General features: G+C 50.3%; 34 protein-coding genes and 1 tRNA gene. 3 read left to right on the top strand and 32 right to left on the bottom strand.

Features of this window, described 5'->3' with window-relative positions:
• A partial coding sequence (locus tag ACJMM9_RS01965) for a helix-turn-helix domain-containing protein (RefSeq protein ID WP_405323392.1) occupies nt 1–102 on the bottom strand: 102 nt, incomplete at its 3' end.
• A gap of 135 nt (nt 103–237) precedes the next feature.
• Here ACJMM9_RS01965 and ACJMM9_RS01970 point away from each other — a divergent pair.
• On the top strand, nt 238–1,224 hold the full coding sequence (locus ACJMM9_RS01970) for an N-acetylmuramoyl-L-alanine amidase (protein WP_405323324.1): 987 nt from the start codon (nt 238–240) through the stop codon (nt 1,222–1,224).
• Here the strand turns inward: ACJMM9_RS01970 and ACJMM9_RS01975 are convergent.
• Entirely contained in the window at nt 1,208–2,074 is an 867-nt protein-coding gene (locus ACJMM9_RS01975) for a tRNA(His) guanylyltransferase Thg1 family protein (RefSeq protein WP_405323326.1), read from the bottom strand. The genes ACJMM9_RS01970 and ACJMM9_RS01975 overlap by 17 nt on opposite strands.
• Nucleotides 2,075–2,390: 316 nt before the next feature.
• On the bottom strand, nt 2,391–4,859 hold the full coding sequence (locus tag ACJMM9_RS01980) for a hypothetical protein (RefSeq protein ID WP_405323328.1): 2,469 nt from the start codon (nt 4,857–4,859) through the stop codon (nt 2,391–2,393).
• A gap of 89 nt (nt 4,860–4,948) precedes the next feature.
• Here ACJMM9_RS01980 and ACJMM9_RS01985 point away from each other — a divergent pair, with 89 nt between their 5' ends.
• The gene (locus tag ACJMM9_RS01985; RefSeq protein ID WP_405323331.1) at nt 4,949–6,709 is read left to right on the top strand and encodes a hypothetical protein; all 1,761 of its coding nucleotides are present in this window, start codon (nt 4,949–4,951) and stop codon (nt 6,707–6,709) included.
• A 31-nt stretch (nt 6,710–6,740) separates the two neighbouring features.
• Here the strand turns inward: ACJMM9_RS01985 and ACJMM9_RS01990 are convergent, their stop codons facing one another.
• The 14 genes from ACJMM9_RS01990 to ACJMM9_RS02055 all read right to left on the bottom strand — a co-directional run bounded on the left by ACJMM9_RS01990 (nt 6,741) and on the right by ACJMM9_RS02055 (nt 11,609).
• Entirely contained in the window at nt 6,741–7,208 is a 468-nt protein-coding gene (locus tag ACJMM9_RS01990) for a hypothetical protein (protein WP_405323333.1), read from the bottom strand.
• Nucleotides 7,123–7,311: a hypothetical protein gene (locus tag ACJMM9_RS01995; protein ID WP_405323335.1), complete on the bottom strand. Its 189-nt coding sequence runs from the start codon at nt 7,309–7,311 to the stop codon at nt 7,123–7,125. The genes ACJMM9_RS01990 and ACJMM9_RS01995 overlap by 86 nt, the downstream gene beginning before the upstream one ends.
• Nucleotides 7,283–7,759: a hypothetical protein gene (locus ACJMM9_RS02000; RefSeq protein WP_405323337.1), complete on the bottom strand. Its 477-nt coding sequence runs from the start codon at nt 7,757–7,759 to the stop codon at nt 7,283–7,285. Before ACJMM9_RS02000 ends, ACJMM9_RS01995 begins: the two co-directional genes overlap by 29 nt.
• Entirely contained in the window at nt 7,743–8,231 is a 489-nt protein-coding gene (locus ACJMM9_RS02005; RefSeq protein WP_405323339.1) for a hypothetical protein, read from the bottom strand. Before ACJMM9_RS02005 ends, ACJMM9_RS02000 begins: the two co-directional genes overlap by 17 nt.
• A complete protein-coding gene (locus ACJMM9_RS02010) occupies nt 8,228–8,968 on the bottom strand; it encodes a sigma-70 family RNA polymerase sigma factor (RefSeq protein WP_405323341.1) in 741 nt (246 codons plus the stop codon). The genes ACJMM9_RS02005 and ACJMM9_RS02010 overlap by 4 nt, the downstream gene beginning before the upstream one ends.
• 24 nt (nt 8,969–8,992) lie before the next feature.
• Nucleotides 8,993–9,277, bottom strand: a complete 285-nt coding sequence (locus ACJMM9_RS02015; RefSeq protein ID WP_405323343.1) for a hypothetical protein — start codon at nt 9,275–9,277, stop codon at nt 8,993–8,995.
• Nucleotides 9,277–9,537 carry a hypothetical protein gene (locus ACJMM9_RS02020; protein WP_405323345.1) on the bottom strand — a complete coding sequence of 87 codons (261 nt, stop codon included), beginning with the start codon at nt 9,535–9,537 and terminating at the stop codon, nt 9,277–9,279. Before ACJMM9_RS02020 ends, ACJMM9_RS02015 begins: the two co-directional genes overlap by 1 nt.
• Nucleotides 9,521–9,811 carry a hypothetical protein gene (locus ACJMM9_RS02025; RefSeq protein WP_405323347.1) on the bottom strand — a complete coding sequence of 97 codons (291 nt, stop codon included), beginning with the start codon at nt 9,809–9,811 and terminating at the stop codon, nt 9,521–9,523. Before ACJMM9_RS02025 ends, ACJMM9_RS02020 begins: the two co-directional genes overlap by 17 nt.
• Entirely contained in the window at nt 9,808–10,044 is a 237-nt protein-coding gene (locus ACJMM9_RS02030) for a hypothetical protein (RefSeq protein WP_405323349.1), read from the bottom strand. The genes ACJMM9_RS02025 and ACJMM9_RS02030 overlap by 4 nt, the downstream gene beginning before the upstream one ends.
• 112 nt (nt 10,045–10,156) lie before the next feature.
• The gene (locus ACJMM9_RS02035) at nt 10,157–10,321 is read right to left on the bottom strand and encodes a hypothetical protein (RefSeq protein WP_405323352.1); all 165 of its coding nucleotides are present in this window, start codon (nt 10,319–10,321) and stop codon (nt 10,157–10,159) included.
• Nucleotides 10,322–10,371: 50 nt separating this feature from the next.
• Entirely contained in the window at nt 10,372–10,635 is a 264-nt protein-coding gene (locus tag ACJMM9_RS02040; RefSeq protein WP_405323354.1) for a hypothetical protein, read from the bottom strand.
• Nucleotides 10,636–10,637: 2 nt separating this feature from the next.
• A complete protein-coding gene (locus ACJMM9_RS02045) occupies nt 10,638–10,982 on the bottom strand; it encodes a hypothetical protein (RefSeq protein ID WP_405323356.1) in 345 nt (114 codons plus the stop codon).
• Nucleotides 10,982–11,314, bottom strand: a complete 333-nt coding sequence (locus ACJMM9_RS02050) for a hypothetical protein (RefSeq protein WP_405323357.1) — start codon at nt 11,312–11,314, stop codon at nt 10,982–10,984. Before ACJMM9_RS02050 ends, ACJMM9_RS02045 begins: the two co-directional genes overlap by 1 nt.
• Complete coding sequence (locus ACJMM9_RS02055; RefSeq protein WP_405323359.1) at nt 11,295–11,609, bottom strand: hypothetical protein; 315 nt, start codon at nt 11,607–11,609, stop codon at nt 11,295–11,297. Before ACJMM9_RS02055 ends, ACJMM9_RS02050 begins: the two co-directional genes overlap by 20 nt.
• 278 nt (nt 11,610–11,887) lie before the next feature.
• On the opposite strand from ACJMM9_RS02055, the gene ACJMM9_RS02060 reads away from it, so the two are divergent.
• Nucleotides 11,888–12,346 (top strand): hypothetical protein, encoded by a 459-nt coding sequence (locus ACJMM9_RS02060; protein WP_405323361.1) that lies wholly within the window; start codon nt 11,888–11,890, stop codon nt 12,344–12,346.
• 31 nt (nt 12,347–12,377) lie between these two features.
• On the opposite strand, the gene ACJMM9_RS02065 is transcribed toward ACJMM9_RS02060, so the two are convergent.
• The 15 genes from ACJMM9_RS02065 to ACJMM9_RS02135 all read right to left on the bottom strand — a co-directional run bounded on the left by ACJMM9_RS02065 (nt 12,378) and on the right by ACJMM9_RS02135 (nt 24,758).
• Nucleotides 12,378–13,373, bottom strand: coding sequence for a DHHA1 domain-containing protein (locus ACJMM9_RS02065; RefSeq protein WP_405323364.1), 996 nt, complete (start codon nt 13,371–13,373; stop codon nt 12,378–12,380).
• Between the two features lie 89 nt (nt 13,374–13,462).
• The gene (locus ACJMM9_RS02070; RefSeq protein WP_405323366.1) at nt 13,463–15,685 is read right to left on the bottom strand and encodes a hypothetical protein; all 2,223 of its coding nucleotides are present in this window, start codon (nt 15,683–15,685) and stop codon (nt 13,463–13,465) included.
• 147 nt (nt 15,686–15,832) lie between these two features.
• Nucleotides 15,833–16,225: a hypothetical protein gene (locus ACJMM9_RS02075; RefSeq protein ID WP_405323368.1), complete on the bottom strand. Its 393-nt coding sequence runs from the start codon at nt 16,223–16,225 to the stop codon at nt 15,833–15,835.
• Nucleotides 16,218–16,967: a hypothetical protein gene (locus tag ACJMM9_RS02080; RefSeq protein ID WP_405323370.1), complete on the bottom strand. Its 750-nt coding sequence runs from the start codon at nt 16,965–16,967 to the stop codon at nt 16,218–16,220. Before ACJMM9_RS02080 ends, ACJMM9_RS02075 begins: the two co-directional genes overlap by 8 nt.
• Complete coding sequence (locus ACJMM9_RS02085; RefSeq protein WP_405323372.1) at nt 16,964–17,146, bottom strand: hypothetical protein; 183 nt, start codon at nt 17,144–17,146, stop codon at nt 16,964–16,966. The genes ACJMM9_RS02080 and ACJMM9_RS02085 overlap by 4 nt, the downstream gene beginning before the upstream one ends.
• An 18-nt stretch (nt 17,147–17,164) precedes the next feature.
• On the bottom strand, nt 17,165–17,725 hold the full coding sequence (locus ACJMM9_RS02090; RefSeq protein ID WP_405323374.1) for a hypothetical protein: 561 nt from the start codon (nt 17,723–17,725) through the stop codon (nt 17,165–17,167).
• Between the two features lie 74 nt (nt 17,726–17,799).
• Nucleotides 17,800–17,964, bottom strand: coding sequence for a hypothetical protein (locus tag ACJMM9_RS02095; RefSeq protein WP_405323376.1), 165 nt, complete (start codon nt 17,962–17,964; stop codon nt 17,800–17,802).
• Nucleotides 17,965–17,973: 9 nt separating this feature from the next.
• Nucleotides 17,974–18,246: a hypothetical protein gene (locus ACJMM9_RS02100; protein WP_405323377.1), complete on the bottom strand. Its 273-nt coding sequence runs from the start codon at nt 18,244–18,246 to the stop codon at nt 17,974–17,976.
• 63 nt (nt 18,247–18,309) lie between these two features.
• Nucleotides 18,310–18,978, bottom strand: a complete 669-nt coding sequence (locus ACJMM9_RS02105; protein WP_405323379.1) for a hypothetical protein — start codon at nt 18,976–18,978, stop codon at nt 18,310–18,312.
• A gap of 150 nt (nt 18,979–19,128) precedes the next feature.
• A complete protein-coding gene (locus ACJMM9_RS02110; protein WP_405323381.1) occupies nt 19,129–19,995 on the bottom strand; it encodes a hypothetical protein in 867 nt (288 codons plus the stop codon).
• 94 nt (nt 19,996–20,089) lie between these two features.
• Nucleotides 20,090–21,097, bottom strand: coding sequence for an AAA family ATPase (locus tag ACJMM9_RS02115; RefSeq protein WP_405323383.1), 1,008 nt, complete (start codon nt 21,095–21,097; stop codon nt 20,090–20,092).
• A complete protein-coding gene (locus ACJMM9_RS02120; RefSeq protein ID WP_405323384.1) occupies nt 21,094–22,311 on the bottom strand; it encodes a DNA cytosine methyltransferase in 1,218 nt (405 codons plus the stop codon). The genes ACJMM9_RS02115 and ACJMM9_RS02120 overlap by 4 nt, the downstream gene beginning before the upstream one ends.
• Complete coding sequence (locus tag ACJMM9_RS02125; RefSeq protein ID WP_405323387.1) at nt 22,311–22,880, bottom strand: hypothetical protein; 570 nt, start codon at nt 22,878–22,880, stop codon at nt 22,311–22,313. The genes ACJMM9_RS02120 and ACJMM9_RS02125 overlap by 1 nt, the downstream gene beginning before the upstream one ends.
• A gap of 47 nt (nt 22,881–22,927) precedes the next feature.
• Nucleotides 22,928–24,412, bottom strand: a complete 1,485-nt coding sequence (locus tag ACJMM9_RS02130) for a nucleoside 2-deoxyribosyltransferase domain-containing protein (RefSeq protein ID WP_405323390.1) — start codon at nt 24,410–24,412, stop codon at nt 22,928–22,930.
• A 254-nt stretch (nt 24,413–24,666) separates the two neighbouring features.
• Nucleotides 24,667–24,758: transfer RNA gene (locus tag ACJMM9_RS02135), tRNA-Ser, on the bottom strand.
• Between the last annotated feature and the right edge of the window lie 58 nt (nt 24,759–24,816).

The raw sequence follows: 24,816 nt of genomic DNA on the forward strand, positions 1-24,816 counted from the left end.
CATGCAGTTGTATACCTTACGGCAGCATCCGAACGTCTTGCAGAGCAAGACTTCTTGCTGCTTGTTAGGATACAGTCTGACGTTGTAAGCCCGCTGAAACATGGTTCAATAGTTCGAATTTTTATATAGTTTATATAACTAGTTAAATTATTTTTCAAGTTCCGCGAAGCGCATAGCGGCGCTGGGTGGTCGTTTTCTATGCGCGTTCTTATAAACGGCTATCAAAGGAGGCTTGCCATGACTCCAGAAACGATTGCTAGCCGCGAATCAAAGTTCGCTACCACCTTGACGGACTCGTCCGGAAAGAAATTCACCGCCGGAAATCCGATCGACATCGGCGACGGTTTCAGCATCATCCCCATTTCTCCCGGTTTCAAGACCTACTTCTACCAGACACGAACGGTAAAGACGCAGATATGCCTACATTTCACCGTAGGCGTGATTACTGGCGACGTCGCGTCACTTACCAAGGAGAACAACCACATGTCCGTTCCCTACGTCGTAGACCGCAGCGGACACATCTACAGACTGTTCGATGACGCCTTCTGGTCGTATCACCTCGGTTCTGCGGCGATCGGCGGAAACGCCGTCATGTCCAAGCAGTCCATCGGCATCGAGATTTCCAACTACGGCCCACTCAAGGACAAGGAACAGAACGGCAACTACATCGACGCATACGGCAACCTCTACACGAAGGATCCAGCCAACGTCGACTTCGTTTCGTACCGTGGCTATTGCTACTATGCGAAGATGACGGAAATCCAGAAGAAGGCCGTAGCGCACTTGCTCAAGTATCTGTCCGAGAAACACGGCATTCCGCTAACCTTCAAGGAAATGATCGGAGAAGTGTTCGATACAGCAGAGGAAGCCGTTGCGTACAAGGGAATCTTCTGTCACTCGAATGTCCGCAAGGACAAGTACGACATGCCGCCAGAATTCACTCTGCAGATAAAGGATACGCTCGACGATATGAACAAGGTAGTCGAGCCAGTCGCTGCGGAGCCAGAACCAGAGAAGCCAGCGGAAGACCCTGAGCCAGCCGTGAAAGATCCACAGCCGGAGACCGACGTCGTCCATCGTGAATTTGTCGTCAAGGAAAACGAAAACGGCGACCCTTACGTCGCCGAAGTCGAATCCAGCGAACCAGCCGAGGAACAAGTCCATCTGACATGGTTCGACAAGTTCATGGAATGGTTGAAGTCACTATTCAAGTCTCGTCAGTAGCTTCTCCGTTCTTGTACAGCACGGCGTCCTCGCCACGGAAGATAACGTCCGTGGCATTTTTGATATAGTCAATACCAGCCGCCGGACTGTTTAACGGCATGAAGATAGGTTCAAGCTTATATGGAAGGCTATTACCCCATGATGTATCCAGTTTCACCTCGTATTCCTGAATTTCGGTACGGATACAAGTCTCTGGAATCTTCGCGGCTACTTCTGGCTTCAGCTTGCTGCGGTCAACCAAGACTGGCTTCACGACATTGACTCGACGGTAGAAAGTACCGTAGCGAGCCGCTACAGAATAGCCCTTCCAGTCGCTGCCTATTAACTTGAGCTTTTCGTCGGTATTCAGTCCGTTGCACTTCGAGTGACCGACCTTGTATCGAGCTGCGGCGCTAACCGCATTGCGCACGGCGTCACGGTAACGGAAGCGAAGCGCGTTGACGGCTTCCCATTCATCCGGGACGTTGAACACGCGGCAATCGAAAATAGGAATGCCAACGGTCGGCGTCTCTGGGTCTATTAACTGATTGAACCAGTAAGTCGCCGTCGCTGCGATGATGCTGTTCATCTTCGACAGCTTGCCACTCAAGAACGGTTCCGCTGTCGGCTTGAATAGTAACGTGATTTCGTCGGACTGCACATAGGACAGAATAGGATCGAACGTTTCTGTCAACTTCTTTGCAGTCTCTTGCATAGCCTTCACGAACCGTTCGTCGAACGGCTTGCGCATACGCTTTGTATAGGTATGGAACGCCTTACCGTCCACACGAGCTATAAATGGTAGTGACGAGTCAATAGTGTAGCCAGTGAACTGGTGTTCGTACGACTTGATACGATCACCTAACGGCATTGTATCTGATATTATTCTTTCCATGATGGACAATATAGCAATAACCCACAAAATTGTCCACTATAAAAGCGAAATCCATCGCGTTTGCGATGGATTGTCCTTTATGCTTGATTTTCCGTGAGTATTTCTTCCTATCCAGAACCAGTCTGGTGCGAAGTGTCGCACCGTTGCCAGTTCCGGCAATCCTCGCGGCCCTCTGGGCCTTCGTTTCCTTGATGTTGTCTATATTGCTCATAATGTCCCAAATATAGGTTTTTAACGGATTATTTTGCGCATAACGTCCCAAATATAGGACATTACACAGAAAAAGTCAATGCTAGAAGAAGAGTTCACCCATTTTATCGTAGTCAAACGAGTCTTCATCCTCGTCTTCGTCATCATCGTCGTTGTCGTACAGCTTCTGCTTTGCGTCATATTCGCGAAGCGTCTTTTCTGGATCTTCCTCGTCATAGGTCTCGTCGACGTTGAACTTCGGAATATACATCTTGCCAGCACCGGAACCCTTCAAGTTCTTTTTCGGCACTCGGTCAAACGGCGTCTCCGATGATTCGCCACCTTCGTAGCCAGACTTCAAGATTTCGACCACTTGAGGATCTATCTTGTAGATGATGTTTCCGTCCACGTCGGTCTTCTCAAGGTCGCCGTTCTCTATCGCACGGCGCAAAGTAATCGTGACTTGGTTCGGACAATCCAAGAGGAACCAACGAAGGAAGTCTTCGGACAGACGGTCGCCATCCAGAGTAACTTCCTTCCAGTCGTTGCTGAAGCTGCAGCGAACGTGAGGAACGCCTTTTTCATCGTACATTGCCGTAAACGCGCCGCCACCGCCAAAGATACCGCGAGTACCAAACAAGCTAAAGCTTGCTGCAGTCGGCTTGTAAACATCCTCACCATTTTCGTCCTTACCGTTCTTGACCGTCACGTTCGAGTTGTAGTCCGAAGTGTTCATCTTGCTGTTGAACTTACTCGGATCATCCGGAGTACCGATGATGCCTGGGCCGAACGTGTTGACAATCGCGTCACGAACGTCAAGCAATGCGCCGCCAAGGTCGTCGTAGCTCTGGAAGCGAGTTGCGTTATATACCTTCTGCTGCTGGTTAGCGCTGCTGGGAAGGACACGGCCACGAGCATCGTGCATCACATTGGTTGCGAACAACTGACGGATGTTCTTGGTAAGCAACATACCCAGATTGACGGTCGTGTCGCCATCATCATAGCGCTCGCCTTGTTCCAAAATCGACAGACCGTTCTTGTCAAATACATGCCATGCGTTTTTGGAAGTGTCACCACTGAGGATCTTGTAATCAATAACAAAGCCATCCGAAGAACGAACAACGGCGCAGTCGATAACAATTTTAATGTTGTTCGTACGAGACGTAATTTTAATCTTGCCGCTGGCCGGAACACTTGGAGACGGCGACGCAGCAAATGTCTGCGTAACCATAGCATTAGCCTCGTCCATGATATTGCGTTCGCTTCGCATGATATCGCTGGTGTTGTGCTTGACAAGCAATGCGATGTCATTCATGAATGCCGCCAATGCAATCAACTCACGAACAAGACAGATAGCACTGACAATGTTCAAACCATCGACAGTCTCCAACTTGCCAGCGCCGCTGTTATAAGCCACAGCTGCCTTAGATAGCGGAGATGCGACGAGGAATATGTTTTTGCGGTCATTCAAGTCCTTCGGATTTTCAAGCGAGTTCAAATCGACGTCGACATAAATTCGTGCGATATTGCCCATCAACTTGGAAGCATAGGTAATGCAGACATTGCGGATAGATGAACGAGCCACATATACGCTGATGTCCATGTTTGTGTTAGGATAGCAGTCATAGAAATCGTCGATACCGTATCCAGCGATGAATCCGTCTGGTACATTGATAGGGTCATTGGCCGGGCAGTAAATCACGTTCTTCTTGTTTCTCTTCAACGCGCCTACATATCCGAACGCTGCGCGAGCAACATCCTTGAGGGTGCGCTTCGGAACATTACCGTTGGAATCGGCATCATACTGGCCGATGTGCCAGTTTTCTACCGCTTTTGTCAACTGGTCATGCAATGACGGATGCTCGGCATCGAACTTGTCAGCAGAAACTGCGGAGTTGATGTCAATGCGGTCTACCACATTACTACGCTGAATCTTGCCGCCGACAAACATGTATCGAGACACGGCCAGCTGTCCGTCGTCAATAATGAGATGGAAATACGGCACGTCACGCTTGATTTGCGGAAGGTAGCCGTAGATGTCCAAAGTAAGATGGTTCACTGCCGTAATCGGGCTGCTCAATATCGGATTATTCGCAATGTCCTTTAACTGAACCTTGTCTTGTCCATTGATTACCACAGACAAGTTCAGCTTTCCGGAATCGTCTACGCATTGGCTGATAGGAAGATATACCTTGCTGTAAGTTTCCGAACGGTCTTTATCAAAGCTGGCCGCCGCATTCGCGATCGTAGCGACGACGTCGCTTATCTTGTACTGAAGCGGAACCAGCACCTTCTTGATGAGTTCAACGCATTGCGGATCCAATTCCAGAGTTTCGGCATTGTACTTGACCGGAACCCTAAAGCCAGTGTTCATGTCGACCATTATCATCTTGTCGTTAGCCGCCGTGATGCGCCAAGTATTCTTGGCGTTAGGGCCAAACTGTACATCGGCATAAAATCTTCCCGGCTGAGCCAGCTTCTGAATACTTTTGATGGTAGCGCCAGTAGCTTCGCAGACTGGCAGTCTCAAAATTTTGTTCAGCAACTTGCGAAATTGGATATTCGACAGCATAATAGACCTTATATACGATACCCGCAGTTTATCAATTTTCGAATTAAAAAATGTGATAAACTTAAATCAAATTGCCTCGGAGTAATCCAATGAACCTATTTGAATCCAAGATTGCCGAAATCACGACAAGTGACAACGCAATTTACATGGAAGCAGTCAACAAGATCTTCAACATCCTTTTTGAAGACCAGATTGCCCAAGCCAACCAGACTGCCCAAGCCAGCCAGACTTCGGACGATAGCCGTGCCAAGCTTGGTTCCTATGTTGCCGAACTTGCCAAGGCCGCTGAAGCCGTGTTGCGCAGCTCAGACTATTTCGCACAGAACATCAACCCAGCGAAGGTCACTGCCCTCAAGACCATCATCAGTTCTACACCAGAACAGAAGTCCGACTACGATTTCTACAACGAAATCAAGAACATCGTGCTCGGCAACGAATGGCGTGGCGAAGACGGCATGGTTGACGACGCCGTCATCAGCGACTTGAACCAGACCAAGCAGAACATGGCCAAGATCGGTATCTCGCCGGACGCTTTCAATACCTTCGTCGACTATAAGGAAGTCCTCAATGACTTCGTCGACAACAAATTTACCCAGTTCACCAAGACGACTGCTCCGAACATGTTCAAGCGTCCGCCAAGGTCTTCGGCAAAGACCACGACGCAAGCCGCTAGCACCGCAACTACGGTCGCCCCGGCTACTGAACAGCCGACCGCTACTGCAACCGCTACTGAACAGCCGACCACTACTCCGACGGCTGCAACGCCGAAGACTGCTACCAAGAAGCCGAAGGTCAAGCCGGAACCAGAACCGGAACCAGAAGAACAACCTAGCCGCGACTTCATCGACGCCCAGATCAACACTGAGGACAAAACCCAGTCTATCAACTTCGAGAACGTGTCAGACCCGACTGGACTTGCCAATTACTTGAGGTCAACTTGGGAACTCTTGCTCCAAGTCAAGGGACGCTACAACCTTCAGTCTAACGGAATCTACATTACCGAAGAACCAGAAAAACAGTCGGTGTCGATGGATGTCTCTATCGGTGGTGGCGACATGGGCATCATCAACCGTCACATGGTCGCTATGTACTGCTTGTACATGGATGCCAAGAAGCGCGGATTGGTTACCAAGGAAAACACTTTCTTGTCCGAACCAGTCGCCAACTTCCTTGCGCTCGACAACCAGAACGGCAAGGGCGTATTGTCTCGCTTGAGCGGCTTCTATGAGGCTGGTACATATAACATCCTCACCAAGCCAGAAATCAACGACCTCATTAACGTCTTGAGAAAGGACGGCATGGCCGATGACTACAACGCCAAGATTGCCGCTGCAATCGTAGCCGCTATCGAACCGTTCAGCGGTGCCGATTTGGAACGCTACGAGGCTGCAAAGAACAACAAGCGCGACCCAGCGCACACTAAGTTGAATCGTCTGATCAGCACGTTCAACCATTCCATTGCCCAAGTTGTTGACAACATGAACCCGCCCGAAGCCGAAGCCGCAGACGCAGCAGACGACAATTCGGCTCATGATGAAATCGTAGCTGCACTCAACAAGTGCAACATTTACGAATACATCATGGACTTCATGGCAGACAATTCCAGAGGCAAGGTACAGCAGACGACGAACGACTCCTCGTACAACGAGCTTGCCGAAAACGTCATCACCTACTGTAAGAACGACCTTCGCTATCAGAACGACGAGCTCGGTAGCCGTTACGGTTCACATGCCGAATTCGATGACACGTCTACGGCAGACCTCCGCAGCGCAGTCGACGAACTTAGCGCAACTGAACAGTACGCACCAGTTCAGACGGCTGTCGACAAGAAGTTCCGTAAGGCTCGCTAGTCTAGGACTACAACAATTAAAAAAGGCTCGACTATTGTCGAGCCTTTTCTTCGTCGAATTTTTGTTTTAGGTCATTTACTTTCTGTTCGACGACCGGGTTGTGCCCTACCACTCGAACTTGTCGGAAATCCGTCAGACTGACATCTACCGAGAAATCAGACATCGCATGGTTATCGCCGCTGTACCCCTTGATGTATCGGTACGGCGTAGCCGTGAATGACATCAAGTCGCCAGCGTTCATACGCTTGAAGGCATTGCAGTACTTTACCCAGATGTGGTCGCACAGCAAGTGGTCTTGCTCGTCGCGCAACATGACCAGCAAGGCGTTCTTCGTCTTTCCAAGGGTGCCAGCTCGAACGTACGTCGCCGTGTACTTGTGCGGCGTAAGCGTGGCCCCAAGGTTTCTGATTGAGTTAGTTCCACTCGTCGAGTTCTGGGATTTCTCCAAGTCGTCTGTAGGAGTCGTCTCCGAACGAGAGTTCTTGTGTTTCTTCGACATCTTCCGGTTCCTCGTCTAGTGTTTCGTCAATCGGTTCCGCCGTCTGTTCGAGACCATCGTCCAGCAGTTCCTCGTTAATTTGCTTCTTCGGTTTTCTTCCCATCGCGTTTACCTCGTGCATCGTCACGCATTGCGGTCAGCAACGACGTGACTGTTTCTCCTTCGTTTATCACAAGAAGCGAGACGATGTATTCCAGCTCGACCCCAAAAAGGTACTTGCCGTCTTCTTCGTAAGCGAACGTCTCGGTATCCTGAATATGCTGCATGCCGAATGCGGTCATTTCCTTTGACAGCATTTCGGTGAACTTCGGATCGTCCATCTTCTTGCGGATAGCCTCGGTGTGGCTTACGTTGCGCATCATTTCACCAAGCGCCGCACGTACCTTCGCGAGGTCGTACGTCTTACCAACCTCAAGGCTCAGCCAAGGTACTGAAAATTCCAAGCTCAATCCATTCTCGTTATACAGCATCAACTGGCGGTCTTTGTCGTAGTCGAACAAGTTGTTCTCGAACAGCCGCACAACGCTATTTCCATCAATCATTACTGCCATCGGGTTCCTCCGTCAAATTAGCAAGTTCGCGCTCAATACGCCTAGCGTCAAATATAGATTCATCTTTGTCTTCACGCAAGGCCAGTTCCTTCGCAAACGTCCTGATATGCGCCATTACTTGGCGCATTTCGAACAGATCCGGAGTCTTCTTGAGGTATGCGGCGCTATACTGGGCATAGAATTCCTTCATAAGAGGCCCATAGGCGACCGCAAGCTGCTTGACGTAGTTGCTGCGCAGCTTTTCCAGATTGCGGATAAATTCGTCCAGCTTGGTAGCGATCTTGATCTGGGCGACGATGGACTCTTGATCCATCGTGAACCGAGCGACATCGAGATCGACTCGCTCTTCGGCGAATACCTCATGGTCGGCACCCATGTTATCTGGGAAGATATTCAGCTCGATATGAACCGGATCCACTTTCTTGCGCTTGTCGGCTCGGATCAGCTGCAGAAGTTCGTCGTCGTTTCTCATATCGCCTCGTTGTGGAGATACGCCTGTTCGGCCATCATGTCATGGTACTTCGCAGTATTATGGATGCGGCGGATAGCGGACGCCTTGAGCTGGCGTACTCGTTCGTGAGACACGCCAATGTCGGTGCCTACGCTGCGAAGCGTCACGTCCTCGTCGTCATACAAGTAGATACGGCTCATTACGTCATGTTCAGTAGGGAGAAGCAGAGACATGAACTCGTCCACGAGAGCCTTGTTCTCGTTGTCCTTGGTCTCTTGATCGGTGGCGATTCCGCTAGACAGCCTATCCATGATGGACAGCTCGTGGTCGTTGTGCTTCTCGATGTCGACCATCGCAACGGACACCTTGTTTACGTCCTTGGACTTGAGCTGGTTTTCCGGTCGATGCACCAGCAAGCTATCGAATCCAGCCTTGCGCATTTCGTTCATGGCCTTCGGCGCATAGTACGTATAGAAGGCGATGCCAAGCGTCGGATCAAAAGCATCCACGGCCTTCTGCATACCGAACACGGCAGCGTTCACCATTTCGTCCTCGGTCAGATTGTACGAGGCGTCGCTGAGCTTCTTTGCCATCTTGTACAAGAACGGAATGTACTTGTTTACAAGCATTCGCAGTGCGGCCTTGTTGCCCTTTTTGGCTTGCTCTACGTAGACCGCCTCTACGTCACGGGTTGGTATTGCGAGTTTAGCACGATGGTATTCGTCACGAAACCGATCACGAATCGCTTTTGCTGTCATGTGTGTGGTGTCCTGGGATTGTTGTTAGTGTGGAAAATTAGATTCTCGGTAGCTTGCCGTTTTCTTCTTTATCTGTCGTATAAGCACGGCCAACATAGGAACCGCAGCCTTCACCGTATTGTCGATCATCGGATCGGAAACGCCGCTTGCCTTCAGCTGCAGCTGCATAGAACGCAGCGCACGAAGCATGGCCTCGTCGAAGGTTTCGTCCTTGTTGTCGGTAAATACATGCAGTTCAAGCTCCGCTTGCGGCGTCACGCCTTCGACGGCTTGAACAACATCCTTTGTCGGTTCGTACTTCACGTGCATTAGAATAGCGCCTTAAAATCGGGGTCATCAAATACGGACTTCACGCTGCCCTCGATGTGGCCAGTCGTCGCGTTCTTCTTCATCATGTCGTCGACATACTTGGCGTTGTCGCCTTCGATCTCGATGATGCCGCACTTCGATGCGATGAACAAGATGGTAAGCTTGTCGTTAGGCGTATCGCTTCCGATGCCAATATTTCCAGCGATTGACGCGACGTCGTCGCGATACTTGTCCCACAAGTCGTCAATTAGTCCGAACATTTGTCAAATCTTCCTTTGGTTCGAGATCCTTTACGTCGATATCCGTTATTAAGCCCGGCGACGAGATTCCGAAGGAATCTGGAGTAAGCCACATGTGCCATACAGTCACCTTGAGGTGCTTACTCTTGTCGTGGGCTAGAAACACGACCTTGTTCAAGTTGTGTGCGCGGTCTGTCTGGCCGCCGTTAGACCTGTAGCCGTGCGACAGCAGATATCGTAGTAATCCGCTGAACGGCTTGTCAGTAAACGAAAGTATTTCTTCAGTTTCAGTCATATCCCATTATCCAGTAAGGTTCGTTTTAAAGCATTGAGCGAAGCGACCGCCGCCTTCTTTTCATACTGTATCGCGTCGGTAACTTGAGCTTCGACTATTGTGATGTAGTTCCCGTAGCCGTCATCCGGAGCCATGCGCTCGTCGCGCATGTGTAAGGGTTGCCCCTCTTGGATGCTTTTCGTAAGTTTTTCAACTTCATTATCTATCGTTTTTATGATACTTTCGTCAGCCACACTCATAATATAGCAATTATTTCGTGATTTGTACACCGTTTATGAAATTTTACAACAAACAAAAGAACGGCGGTCAAAGACCGCCGCCCCACAGGACACACATTCAACTAGGCTATTCCTGAGTGTCGCCATTCGCTGTATCAAGTTCGGCCTTGAGTTGCTGTTCGTTCTTTCGAGCCACGACCACGCGGACGATCGTAAGCACAACGGAAATCGCGCCGACGATAGCAAGTGCGACAACAGAGTTTTTACCGATTTTAGAAAGTTTTTCAGCCATAAGATTTCCTTGTTAGATGTTCATTTTGATGTGCTATGTAATATAGCAAATCACCTGTCCTCTGGCAAGGGATTTTCTTCAGAATTCTGCTTTTTTAGTGCCTTCACGAACTGTTCTGCAGTCGCGTCGAGCGACGGATTCATCAACAGCATTCCTACGTCGGCAATCACATTGCTCAATACATTACTCACTTGGGCAGCTACAAACACTTCGACTGGGTCATCGCTATTGTTCATCACTAGCTGAACACGGTTTAACGTAGCATTTACTTCATCGAAAACAATAGAACTGCGAATTTCTGGTGCCTTAGCCATAATTACCTACTTCGGTCATTCCATCCAAGCACAATCACTTTATCGCCGTCTTTACGGGTCGCAAACATGTTGTGATTGTTCATTGCGGATATGACAACTTCATCATTATCAAAATATTTCTGGATCAGTTCGAGCGCGGAATACTTTTCCATCAAGGTAAGCTCGGTATCCATAGGGATATCGACCGTCTCGAATTGGCGCATACGGATCTCGCCGTTCGGCCAGTATTCCGTATATGTGGCCGACTTCACGTCGAATTCCTCTCGCCATGCACTGCTGACGCACATCTGGTACAACATGTTGTCCACAGTGAACTTCGGCAGAGGCTGTTGCTGTTGCTCTTCCATTACCCTACCGCTGGCTTGTAAATCTCGAACATTGCGACCACCGACTGGTCATCCGTCTCGAACCGTACGAAGTCGTCACGCCCGGTGAGCGCGTTCCCGGTAACTTCTCGATACTGTTCGGACATTCGGATGAACGCCGCCTTCTTCGTCGGATGGTACGTCGTCATGCGCTTAACAACCGTCTGGCCGTCCACTACTGTACGGACGGTAGAATCAAGTACATACATCGCCTTACACGCCTTGACACGAGCCATAGTCGCAGACATTTCAGTCACCGACTTAGCGGCTTCGGCAAGCTCGCGCTTCATCAAATCACTGCTTTTGCTGTGCATTTCCTACACCTTGCTTCGTATTGGGAGAGATCAATCCCAAGTCTTCCAGCCACTTGATATAGTCGCCCTTGAACGGAGTAAGCGTTCCGTTCGCCATCGACTTATCGACGCACTGGAACAATGTACATAGGGACTGTTCAAGCGCCTTGGCCCTGGAGTCATCCGGCGACCAGCCGAACCCTTCAGTGACACTGGCCTTGGCGTCCATAGCATCCTCAAAATGCGCAGACATGATGGCTCTCATGAGGCCATGCAGTGTAATCGCATCCAATCTATCAAGTGGCTTATTATTCATACCGCCCAATATAGTAAATATCCCTTAACTCGACAAGTGATAAACTGCATGCGAACCAATTACGGTAAGTTTTATGAATATTCAAGAGAGTTTTGGCCTTTTCGACTCCTATGTGAAGTCCATTGACGGACTAAGCGAGTCTGTAAAAGAGTCTATTCCCCAGATAGCCCGATATGCCTTCGAGGCAGAAACTGGCATTGACGTAACGTCAAATCTTAATCAGCCGACGATCTCCACGAATAATTGATAAACTGCAATCAGAATCAATAGGATATACTATGGTCAACCAGACTTTCATGAAATCTCTCGCAATGCTGGAGTCCGTTTCAGCAACACAAGCCGAACGTGACATCATCAACAACGTACGTGGCCGTTATGTCGCCAAGTTCGGTTCCGACAACACGTTCGTTGACACGCTCGCCCAGCTTGAAGCGCAAGCGGCCACCCAAGCTGAACGCGACGAAATCAACTCGATCCGTGGCGTGTTCGGTTTGATGGAAATGACTGAAATGACGGCTCGTCCAGAAGTCAATGTCGCTCCAGAAGATGCTGGAATCACCGACGATATCTACTCGAACATAGAGACCGAAAGGATCAAGAATACTCTTCCGAACCCCACCAAGAACCCGAAGCAGCCGACTGCTGACGAAATCAACTTCGATGATTGGTCAGACATTACCGTATCGAAGGACGACATGCTGTTCGACGATCCAGAAGACTTAACCGAGATATTCTAAAAGAAAAGGCGGCTCAATCGAGCCGCTTTTCTTATTTTTCCCCAAACAACTTGTCACCCAACTGCTGGATGAATTCATCACGTTCCGCCGTAGGAATCACTTGACCAGCTGCGGCTGGATGGCCACCGCCGCCTCGACCAAATTCCTTGATAGCTTGACCGAGATTGATGTCCTTTCGCCTCGTGCGGAAGGACAGCTTTGTCATTCCTGGGTCTACGCCGTCGGTTCCAGCCATGACTAGCCAGTCGTACTTCGGCGTCATGCGCATGTTGATGTCGGAATTGAACTTGTTGCACTCGATGTAGTGGCCGTTGTACGGAAGCTCGTGCTGGACGCACGTAGCGATGTATTCCTCCACCTCATGCTCGTGGTTGGCGAGGATAGAACGAGCGTCGTCCGGAAGGCTACCATCTGGTTCAAGACCGTTCATGAACTTTGTCATAAATTCTTCGTAGCCGTATTCGTACAGAAGCGTGTTCAGATCGTCCGAAATCGGAATCATCTTTCTCAGCCACAGATCGTGGTCATTCGTCACCACACACAGCTGATAGAGCTTTTCCAAGTCAGCCATGCCCTTGAAGTAGTCATAGCACAGCAAAGCGCCACAACGGCCTTCCTTGACGAAATATTCGCCATACGGATCATCTGGTCGCACGATGGCGGTCTGGTGATGGTCGATTACCAAGTACGGCTTGCGTACAGCGTGTACGGCGTCGATCATATTGTCGTCCGGGCTGAAGTCGCTGAATATGATAGCGTCATAGGTCTCCGGCTTCGAGATAGCGTCGATGGCGTCACGATACACTTGACCGCTGTAGTTCGTACGGACAGTGATGCAAGCCGGATACACGTTGCGCACAACGATACCAGCTACTGCTCCGTCCAAGTCATCGTGGGTAATATTGAGGACGCGAGTCTTCGTGTCCTTGATCCAGTCGTTCATGTTGTGGACTTCAGATACATTGCCATTCATGTCCATGATTACGGACGAACGAAACGGCATGTACTGGCCACCTTTGATAGTCATGTCTTCATTCATGCCAACAAATATAGCAAAAAGAAAGGGGCTCGGCAATAGCCGAACCCCTTGATTGTGATTGAACCGAATATGTTGTATTAAAGATTCTGTTTCTTGTCGACGAAGCGGTATTCGATCAACATGTCCAGACCGTACTGGGAATGGATCGTATCCGTATTGTCGTCGAAGTTGGTGGAACCTTCGAACCACTTGCGGCTGACCAACATTGCGAACTTCATCTGTGCGAGCTGACGAGCGAAGCTCTTCTTGTCGGCTTCCATGTCGGCGATCATCTGGTTGATGACTTCTTCACGGTTAGCGTCGGTAGAGTTCTTGGCGAGGTATTCGTCCACGCGCTTGATGACGGCGGCCATGTATTCCACGGACGGAGTAAGCTTCTTGCCACCCTTGACCTTGTCGAGAACGTCGGAGATCTTCGGTTCGGACGAGAAGCCCTTGAAGGCGGAGTTGATGGTCGGTGCCATGTAGAAGTCGCCGTCCTTGACAGCTTCCTTCGGCGGATTGTAGCCCTTGGAAGTGATGCCGAGGGAAGCAAGGTAGTCGGCTTGTTCCGGCGTGTAACCTTCGCTGAGAGGTGCCGGAGCAGCCTTAGTCACGAGAGACTTGAGGTACTTCAAGCAGAACTTGCTGTCGGTGAGGTTCAAGGCGAGCTTGGTCATTTCGGCCTTCTTAGCGCCCTTGATCTTCTTCTTGTTGATGACCGGAAGTGCGGAGATATCGACCAAGCACTGAGTCATGCCGTTGTCGAGTTCCTTCTGGACAGTCACCACGACGCCGTCATGCTTCTTGATAGCATTGAGGGTGTCCTTGGTGATGATCAACGGAAGCACCGGAATGTTCACGATACCATCCTTGATGATGGTATAGTTGCGGAAGATGGTGGAGTTGACCTTGGTGAGACCGAACTTGTTTTCCGGCAATTCGAGTTCCACTTCGATGTTGAAGAGGCCGCCGAGGTTTGCGCGGTCTTCGTTCCAGACGAAGGAATCGAGCGGATAGCCCTTGTCGATCTTGGTCATCTTGACCTGACGTTCCTTGGCCTTGTTGAGGATGGCTTCGGCAGCCGCTGCAGACTTGGCTTCGGCGAGAGCCTTCTTTTCTTCGTCGGTGAGGACAACCTTGTCGACGGACTTTGCGCCGATGCGGTTGTAGTTGAAGTCTTCGGAAGCGACACGGACGAGGTTGTCTTCGTTGGTCGACAATTCGTTGAAGAAGTCGATCACGCAATAGCGGTCGTCGGAAGCCTTGTAGGACGGATCGATTTCACCGCGAAGCGTCTTGTCGAACACGGCAGCGGCAATGTCGTTCTGGAACACGAACAACTTCTGCTTACCGAAGGAAGACTGATACTGGCTGATGAACTTCTTGTCGCCGATGTAGTAGAGCAAGTCTTCGACGAGGTCGTATTCAAGCTTGTCGGCAAGGATGTAGGCGACAGCGTAGAAACCGTCAATGTCGATCGGCTTCTGGCTGATAGTTACCGCACTGTTCTTGCGAGTCACCGTCCAGAACTTCTTGACGGAAGTCGGAAGAAGTGCGTAGCCGTCGTCTTCAACAACGACAGAAGTCACCTGGCTCGTACCTTCGTTCATGAAGATGACGATCGGCTTGATCAAGTTCTTGACGTCGGCAGTGACGAACACCTTGACCTTGGGTGCGACCGCACCGCCCTTGAACACGTTTTCCATGATCGGAACGTATTCGTCAAAGTCGGCAGACGGAATCTTGGAACCGCCGAGGATTTCTGCCATCTGGGAAAGACGGTCACTGTCAGCGTTGTAGCCGTATTCGATCACGGTACACTGGGCGATTTCCGGAGCAAGCTTGTTGAGGGAGTCGATGACCTTGTCGTAGCTGCAGCAGTTGTGGTAGCCGTCGGACAAGAACACGAAGTTGTAGCGTTCCTTCGGACGGATGAGCTTACGAGTAAGTTCAAGCGGCGTATAGAAGTCGGTGCAGCCCTGATCGACCAAGAAACGGTCGATAGCCTTATGGAGTTCGGCAAGTTCACGTGCGTTGTTGCAGTGTACATGTTCCTTGACGACCACGCAGTCTTCCGGGTCTGCGAAGACGATGATGGAAATTGTGTCGTTTTCTTCGACGATGGACGAGAGACGGTTCTTCAACTGTTCACGCATCTTGGGAAGGCTACGCCACATACTGCCAGAAATGTCGCAGCAGAAGACGTGGTTGATGGGTTCGCGAACCTTGACTTCGTCCTTGACGTCGGTGTCCTTTAGTTCGTATTCGTTTACGCAGAAGCCCTGCGAGATCTTGTAAGAAGATGTGATAGTATTCATTATGTACCTCTAGGATAATTATAGTAATTAACTTCGTTTTTGTAAAGAGAAATATAGTTTAAATCGAATGTCATAATCTGACAGTTGGGCCAAAAACGCAAAAATCCAGCGTTTTTGCTGGATTTTCGTGTAAAAGTTTGCTTACAATTACTTGTCAAACTCTTCGGTGTCCCAGATGATGAGAACTTCCTTCTCGATCATCATCTTGGTCAGTTCGATCTTCTGGCGAGCTTCCTGAGTCAGATTGATGTCGAGGGTCGACGGCACATCCGGATCCGATTCACGCACGTCAAAGCCGTCCTTGCGGAGAAGGTCATAGACAGCTTCTTGGTCGTCGTAGAGCGCCTGATAGTCAAGGCCGCCGAAGCCGCCTCTGGTGTACTTCAGACCTTCGACGGTGAACTTCGTCTGCGGGAGAGCCACCATACCAGCCTTGGCCGCCGTATCGATCTCTTCCAGCAAAGCCTCGTACTTGAGGACTGCCGGGGCCTTGCTGCGAGCGTTCGCAGCCTTCTGCTTGAATTCTTCTGCTTTAGTCATTGTTCTTTTCCTTTTTCTTTTTAGATTTCTTTTTCTTCCTTACTGGCTCGTACGGAACTCCCTTCTTCATCAGAGGAGATTCCGCCAGAGACAGAGCGCCCTTCGTCACCGTAGTCGTCAAGAAAGCGTACTTGGTTTCGTCAAGAGACTGGGGCCCAAACTTTTCCAGCTTCATGCAGCTGCGCAATATCTCGCACATCCAGAACGCATCGCACAAGTCGTTGTGCGGAGACTCGAACTCCTTCAGCTTGGCGAAGATGTCGGACGGATACAGTTGCGGATACTCGTGCAAGAAGGACAAGCACATGTCTGGCTTGCCAGCGTCACCGTTGCCAGTGGCGAATCGTTTGATCTGGCCGATGCCGAAGTTGATGATGCCGATTCCCATCGTGTACATCATGTAGCGTATGCCGCCACAGAACTCGGCGATCTGCAATATGCTTCCGCTTTCCTTCTTCGCCTTCGACGTAGCGTAGTCTTCCATGCCGACAAACGACACGCCGTCCAGATGGCTTTTAATAATGCCGAACGTCTGCTCTTGACGATCCGGAATACAGCGAGTCAGACAAGATTCATAACTGCCCAGATATGTTATATGTACATTGCCTTCGTCGATCGCATAACATTTGGTATGCGTATAACCGTAGAACTGAATATCGACAACATCGAGCGTATCGTCGTCAAGGGTCATGACGACTTGTCCGCTGGATTTCATGGAAGGGTCTATACCGCAAATCTTCATAATAACCACATCATGAGGTGAAACATACCGATGAACGTTCCCACAAAGAGAGCTACAAGGAATAAGCCCCCAAGCGCGACCTTCCACACCGGGACGTCGAGTTCGATCAGCGTATTCTCGAAGTCCGAAAGGAACTCGGATACGTTTTCTCGTGCTTGTGGTGGTATGTAAATAATCATGATGCAGAAATTACTCTATTATGCGTCCATGTCGTCGCCAAGTTCCTCGATTGGATCCTCGTCGTTGATGTCGAACACATTGGACTTCAACGGCCATTCGCTGATGCTGTTGTTGGCGAGCTGCACTTCGAACAAGGTTCCGACGACGGTGAGGTATGGAAACTCCACGTCCTTGCACTTGTACTTCTGCAGCACGGCGTCGAACTCGGATCTCTTGGAGAACTTGTACTTAGACCAGTATTCTGTGGCCTTCTTGTACTTACGGCGGATAGGAAGCGCACGAGGATGCGTCTCGTGTGCGGCGCGGTCATACGGCTCGATGGCGGACTTCAGTTCAGTCCACCACATATCGAGACATCCGTTAAGTAGGTCGTAGGCCGATGCGTTCTTGGTAAGACCAGTAGCTTTTAGTAATGTATCAAGCTTGTCTTCTTTTGTCTTACCCTTCAGCGCACCGACCTTCTTTCGTAATCGGTGCGCGGCTGGTATTGCATCTTGCGTCTTGCATTTTGCCTTCTCCGCAATGCACTTTCGCATGTCGAAGAGCGACAGCCCAAAAAAGTCATCGTGTAACGCCATCTTTTCTCCTTTAGCAAAAAACACGAAAAGCCGGATGCGCCGCCAAGCGCATCCGGTGAACCAGACAACAAATTCTATAAGATATTATGGCCTTGCTTTTTCAAGGCGGCCTTGATAGCACCGACTACTGCCTCGCTATCGCTAAGAGAAGCGCCATGCGGCATCTCAAGGTTGTCAAGCCAAGACTGCCAGTCAACATTCGTCGGTGTAACAAGCTTGAGAACAATATTCTCCGGCATACCGACCTCCTACATGTCAGCGCCACGGAAGCGAGGCGTCGGTGCTGGCGTCGGCGTTGCTACCGGAGTAATGGTAGCCACCGTGGAACCTTCGTTCACCAAGTTGCGCGGAATGGTATTGTCCAGGCCGGGAATTCCATTGATCGGCGTATCGCCCATCATTCGGATGGCATCGATCTGACCGTCGATGTAATCTATTAACGAGGTTGCCGAAGCGTCAAATGCGCGTTGGCGGATTTTCTCCAAGAGGTTAATGTAGTCCAGATTGCTCAAAGTTTTCATGGATTTGTCCTTCTATTTCGTATGTAATAGAAATATAGGAAAATCCAATGACGTTGGCAACTGTTAATTTTCGGGGAAAATGCACTCGATGTCGCCGTCGTTCTCGTCGTCGCCGCCAGCCGCTTGGACAAACTTTTCCATTTCGGCGGCATCGACCATCGCGAGTTCATTCAAAGTAGCGCCGATTTCCTCGTCGGTAGAACCAGATACAGTGATCAACAAGGTAGTCGACACGCAGTCACTGCCTAAACGGCGCACGGTATCGAGGATGCTGTTACGGTGCGCGTCATCAAGTGCGCCCAGATTATAGACAATGTCCTTGCCGTCGTATGCGCCGACAACCTTCGTGACACGTTCGATTTCCTTGCGGAGCTTGCACTGCATGTCATACAAGTGCTTGGCCTTGATCTTCGCCTTGGACACCGGGAAACGTTCGAACAGCTTGTCGAACTTTTCCTTCATGTACGGAATGCACTTGGCATCGACAATGTCATCGACATAGTACGTTTCGCAGCCATAGTCGTTGTCTTGATAATTCACCACGATGCCAGTCACTCTGCGGTCATGGCGGTTAAATTCATAAAGATTTCCGTCTTCGTCTCGGATAGGGAACTTGACACTGCGTCCACCGACGTCGACGGTATAGGACACGCGGAAGAAACGCGGCAGCGATACCAAGTAACGGACGACTTCTTCGGCGATCCAGCAGCGCTTGAAGATATTCTTGAACATAAATCTACCTCTTGTTGTTTGGTTCTGGTATTAAATTAACTCTTATTTTCATTTTTGTCAATAGTTTTGTTACATTTTCTTGTAAAAAATAGTAAACAAAAACGATTCCGAGCGTCCTCGGAATCGTCAAATTGCGGTTTTCGACTAGAATTAGCCGATAATCACAGCGTCGAAGTCAACGCCAGCAGCCTCGAAGAGCGACTTCATTTCGAGCATCTGGGCCTTGATCGACTCCAGCTTGGCCATGTCGCCATCCTTGATTGCTTGTTCAGCAGCTTCGTGCAGAGAGTGCCACATGCGCTTCAATCCGCGACCGAGCTTGTTGAACATACCGCGCTTCTTGGTGTCTTTGTAGATTTCCGGATCGCCGCCTTTCTTCTGGATGTCGGCACGAGCCTTTTCATACTCGGCGTCTTCAGCGTCCATCTTGTTGAGGGCGTCTACGTGAGCTTGGTGCTTGTCAGCCTTTTCCATTGCCTTCTGTTTGTCCCAGAATGCCTTTTCTTGATCCTTCGCGAACTTCTCGCCAGCCTTGCGGTCGTCCTTCTCCTTCTTGGCGGCAAGGTCAGCAGCAAGCTTTTCGCGCTGCTTGTCGGCAGCACCGCTGACTTCGTCATCGAACGCCTTCTTCCAGTCGTCGCTGAAGTTGCTGAACTTGGTGCTTGCGGTATTCTCGATGTCCTTGATGAGGGTGTCGTTGACCCACTTCTGGCAGCCGACCGGATCGCTCTTAGCCCACTTACGGATAAGCGTCATTGCGCCAGCAAGCGAACGAGCATTCGGCTTCGGAGACTGCATAGAGGAAAGTCCCGGTGCATTGCTGTAAGTCTGAGGACGGCTGCGCTTCGAGCTGACCGTTTCAGTGCCAATGCTACCGGAGAGACCGCCGACGTCGCCGAACGATTCGAGGGCAATTTCCTTGGTGAGGTTCATCGCTTCGAGCTTTGCGGGTTCGTTAGCGTAGATTTCGGCCAGACGATCCATGGCCGCTGTAAACATCTGTTTTGGTTCTAGCATTTTGGTACCTGTGCTATGAAAAATTCATTCATAGTTTATAACAATGGCGCAAAGCTTTCGCCTTGCGCCACCGTCAGCTCGTGTAATGCCAAAACTATTCGTCGGAGTCGTCGCCGAATATCTCGAACAAGTCGTTCGAATAAGAGAAGTTCAAGTCGAACATCGACGGCGAATGGGTCGTGAACAGCACTTGTACGCCCTTCTGGTACATCGCGGACAGCAAGCGCATGTAGTCGATTTGAGTGGACGGATGAAGACCGATTTCGGCGGCGTCGATCAGCACGACCTTGCAGCCGCTGATCATCGCCATAAGCTGCATCATCAGTTCCGCCTCGCCATGGCTCAACTGGCGCTTGGACATCCATGCGACAATCTCCTTGCAGTTGGCCGCATAGGTCTTGTTCTCGTCATAAGGGATATCCACATAGCGATTCATGACACGGTTCGGATCCACCGTCGGATCGTCGACGTCGACCCCTTGGATCATCAAGTTGTACCACTTGTTGAGGAAAGTGTAATTCACCTTTCCTCCGCAGTTGCACAGCATGTCGTAAATGTACGCATCGGGCGCTGCAAGTCTGCCAGTAGGCAACAGATAGCAACCAGCCGTCTCTGAACGCTGCGGCGGAACAATCGCGTCGAACTTTCCATCACGGATTGCATACGGTTCACCATCTTTTTCGAAGACGTATGACGCGGTGGAATAGTCCTCAGTGACAATGCGGTAGACATGTCCGCCAACCGTCTCCACGGCGACTTCGTCGAACAGATGATGATAGTTCGTGTGGGTGTCCCATTCGGTCGAGACTATCGTCTTCGACAGCTTTACCAGCGTGTCTGGATACCGTCCGTTGGCCACTTCCATTACAGCGTTAATCAGCTTGAACAGAAGCGTCTTTCCATATCCGTTGGGTGCGGTGAGCGCTGGCTTTCCGAGAAAGTCGATTTCGGCAGTGCCTTCCTTGCGACCAATGCCGAACATGTTCTTCACGAATACCTTGCTGATCCAGTAAGGCTGAACTTTAGTCGGCTCGTCGAAATAGTTACGAGAGAATCGTATCGGACTGTAAGCGTCGTCCTTGTCTAGCATTTCGTCAATCATCGCATGAACTCCGGTTTGTCTACGAGGTGTCTGTTTGATTCAATCCATCTTAGTAGCGCGTCTACCGTGCCTACATTGGCAGAGGCCATCATGTCGCGTAGGCGTAAGCCAGCCCTTAAATCCAGTTCACAGTCAATGCAAATCGGGTGCAGCTTCTCGTTCACGTCCACGACCGCGTTCTTGATGTGTTTGATAGGCTTTCCGCACACCTCGCACGTATCGGAAAGCTCATTGACATCGTCGTCAGTCAAACCGCCAACCACGTCCAGACGAGACGGTGTGTAGATGAACCCAGCCTCGATCGGAGCTGGGCCCAAATCGTAATTAAACGACTCCAGCGACTTCATCAGATGGACTATGACATTGACCGTCCAGCCATTTCCGATCGCCTCGATGCGCTGTACGCGAGTACATCCAGCACCGTCGGTGTAACCGTCCGGCAAGGTCTGCAAGCGTTCGCACTCGGTCACGGTCATCGGGCGGATTATGCAGCCAGTCGCCTCGCCTTCTTCATCGGTGAAACGGTCGTTCTGCAGATACAGCGCCTTCAGATTGGCCGGATTGCCCTCGAACACTGCTTGCCCCATGGACTTGCCGAAATAGCGTCTACAGAGGTACGACTGCGATCCTTGGAAGCCAGCGTAGCGGCGAGCCAAGCACAATGACTTCTCGCGGTCTACGACGCCGTGCTCGATGATGCTGGACAGCTTTATCCCTTGGTCTTCTGGTACACAAGCCCCAGGAATGTTCGTCCAGTACAAGCGCTTTCTCGTCTGCGCGGATACCAAGGCCGAATTGATTTCAAGCGGTTCGTGTCCAAACGCTTCCGATATCGCGTTGCGGATTTCCTTGGACATGGATGCATTGTTTTCGTACAGATAGTACGGAACCCCAGATTCCTTCCAAGCGCGGATGTACTGCGAGAACAGTTCCCAACCTATACCAGAATTTGTCGTCTCGCGTCCATGCCCAGCCTTGGCTATGCTCCAGTTAGTACAAGGGCTTCCACCGATTAGTAAGTCGAATCCCTTGAACTCCTTGAAGTCGGCATCGAACACGTCGCCGCGTTCTTCTATGTCCGGGAAATTGTTCAATGCGATGTTGATCGCGCTCTGCTCTATCTCATAGGCGACATAGCGCTCAACGTAGATATTCAGTTGTCGTAAAGCCTCACGTCCACACGCGATGCCATCAAACAAGCTCAAAACTTTCATTAGTAAATCCTCACGAACACCAGACGATATTCGGTGTCACGTTCCTCGACGATATGGAACATCAAGCCAAGCCACATAAGGGCCTTCTTGTATCGAGCCGTCTTCATGTTCAATTCAACGAACAAATTCTTGTCGACCGGGAAAGTTAACTGGTTATATCCCTTTCGGATATCTCCGTCGGCGGTGTACTTCTTGTTGGATTCCCTATGCAAATCAAGCACGTCGCCGTAGTCGTTCATGTCGCAAGCAATTCCGAGCGCCTTAAATCCTACGCGCAGAGAATCCTCGAAGGCATCTACATGCTTCTTGCAACGCGCCTCGTATTCATCAAGAGAACATTCGCGAACGATGTATCCGTCGATGCCGTTCTCGAAGCACTTCTGTAGACCGTCGGACACTGGCTCGTCCATATCATAGAAATCGTCGCCGTCGATATCGCTATGGTCAAAGTCGTCATCGTTGATGATAAGGTGCTGACAACATTCCATCAGCGCACTGGAGCCCACTAGTTGCCATGTAGCGGCTCCCTTGGGCTTCTTCTCGACAAATACGTCTATAGAATAACTCATAACGGCCAATATAGCAAAAACGGCTTGCAGTGGCAAGCCGTACTAGGTTATTCGTACTTGAGCTGAGCTTCAGTGATCGTCGCGCTAGGATCTTTGATATCCCGCTCGATAATCATGGAACCGTCTGCGGCCCCAGCAAGGTAATACTTGACTGGGAGCTTATCCTCAAGCATCTTGGCGATCACGCGGCCTTGCGGATAATCCTTATTGATTTTGATGACCAGCTTGTTGTCCGGCGTGATTTCCTTTACAGTGCCGACGGCGGTTGCAAAGTCAATCTCCGCAATCGGATAGGTCGTCTCTTGCTTGCCGAACGTGACAAGGCGCTGTTCTTCCGGCAGACGCATGAAGCTGCTGATAGCTTGCTTCGGCCAGTGATACGAACGCTCGGTCGCGTCAAGCGTGTATTCGACCGTGTCGGAAACACGGTTAACGCGGTCGCAGTACACGTTCTTGTCCCAGTACTGCATGGCATTCTTGAACCAGAGCACCTGTTCGCTGGAAAGCGGCGTATAGTTGCTGTAGTCGCAAGCGATGTCGAAACCGTTGCGCTTGGCGAAGGAACGACCGTGGATGTGGCCGAACAAATACGTGACGTCGATGTCGTCGTGATATTCGAAGTCGGCGGGTTCGTGGATGACGCGGAACTTAACTTCCTTGCCGTCTTCCTTCTTGAGGTTGACATAACACGGATTGTCAACGTCATACACATAGATTTGGCGGTCTTCCAGTCCAACGCTACTAATTGCGTCAAGAATCTGTTCTTTGACCTTACGGTCATAATTACCGAGAACCCAGTGCAGTTCAGCAAAGTTGAGGTTGCTGAGTACAGTCGACAACTTGTCGATTTGCGCCGGGTCGATCAAGTCGCCAGCGTGATACACGATTCCAGATTCTGGGACACGCTTGTTCCAGTTGGAGACCATCGTCAAGTCCATTTCCTCGACGTCGGCGAACGGACGGCGAGAAAGCTGCAGAGTGCGCTCTTGGCCGAAGTGCGTGTCAGCCGTGAAGTAACTGTCAGATGGACGGTAGATGTGATCCATGGCGGCCTTGAGGATGTCCTCAAGAGTATGGTATGCCGTCTTATTTTGTTCTTGAAGCTTCAGTTCAAGATATTCGTTCTTGATAGCGCCTTCCGGATAACCGAAGAACACGCCTTCCTTCTTGTACCATTCGCCGTATTCTACGTTGGTCGTAAAGGCTGGCCACTTCTCGGAACGCGGAACCCAGAACACGAGCGCAGAGCAAGTATGCATCATGCGGCGTTCCCATTCGGTCTGCTGACTGAGCATTTCAAGACCGTAGTTCTTGCGCATTTCCATGTAGTGATCGTTTGTTGGAGAAATGATGTTTCCCTTGAAGCCGAGACGACGGAGAATTGTCGCCGCTTCGAAACGCCAGTCTTCGCCGTAGTTTTCACGAGGGCAAGGGCCAGCGAGGAAGATGGACGACCTCATATTTACCACTGGTGTAAATTTGTTGTCGCCGTCGATGTATGGGAGAATGTAAGTACCTTCTGTATGCTGCATAGGTATTCCTTTGTTGTTGAAACAAATATAGCAAAATACAGTTTGGATGTAAACAGAATGACCACCGATCTCTCGGTGGCCATCCTGACAAATAATAACGTGGGTCTTTCGACGGAGACATCCGTGAGAATGTCAATTACAATATAGTAAATATCATTTCCGCTGTCAACAAAGAAAGCCACCGATTTCTCGGTGGCCTCTTATATGAATAAAACGATAAAGAAATGGTTATCGTATATCGGATGATTCTTTAGAAGAGGCGGTAGGATTCGAACCCACGGTTCGGATTGATTACCGAATCACCGGAGTTCAAGTCCGGCACCTTAAACCACTCGGTCACGCCTCCAAAATGTACCGAATTATTTTCATGAGATTTGCACTCCTTCGGACTCACACCGTCATCG

The organism is Fibrobacter sp., assembly GCF_045112255.1.
GTDB lineage: Bacteria > Fibrobacterota > Fibrobacteria > Fibrobacterales > Fibrobacteraceae > Fibrobacter.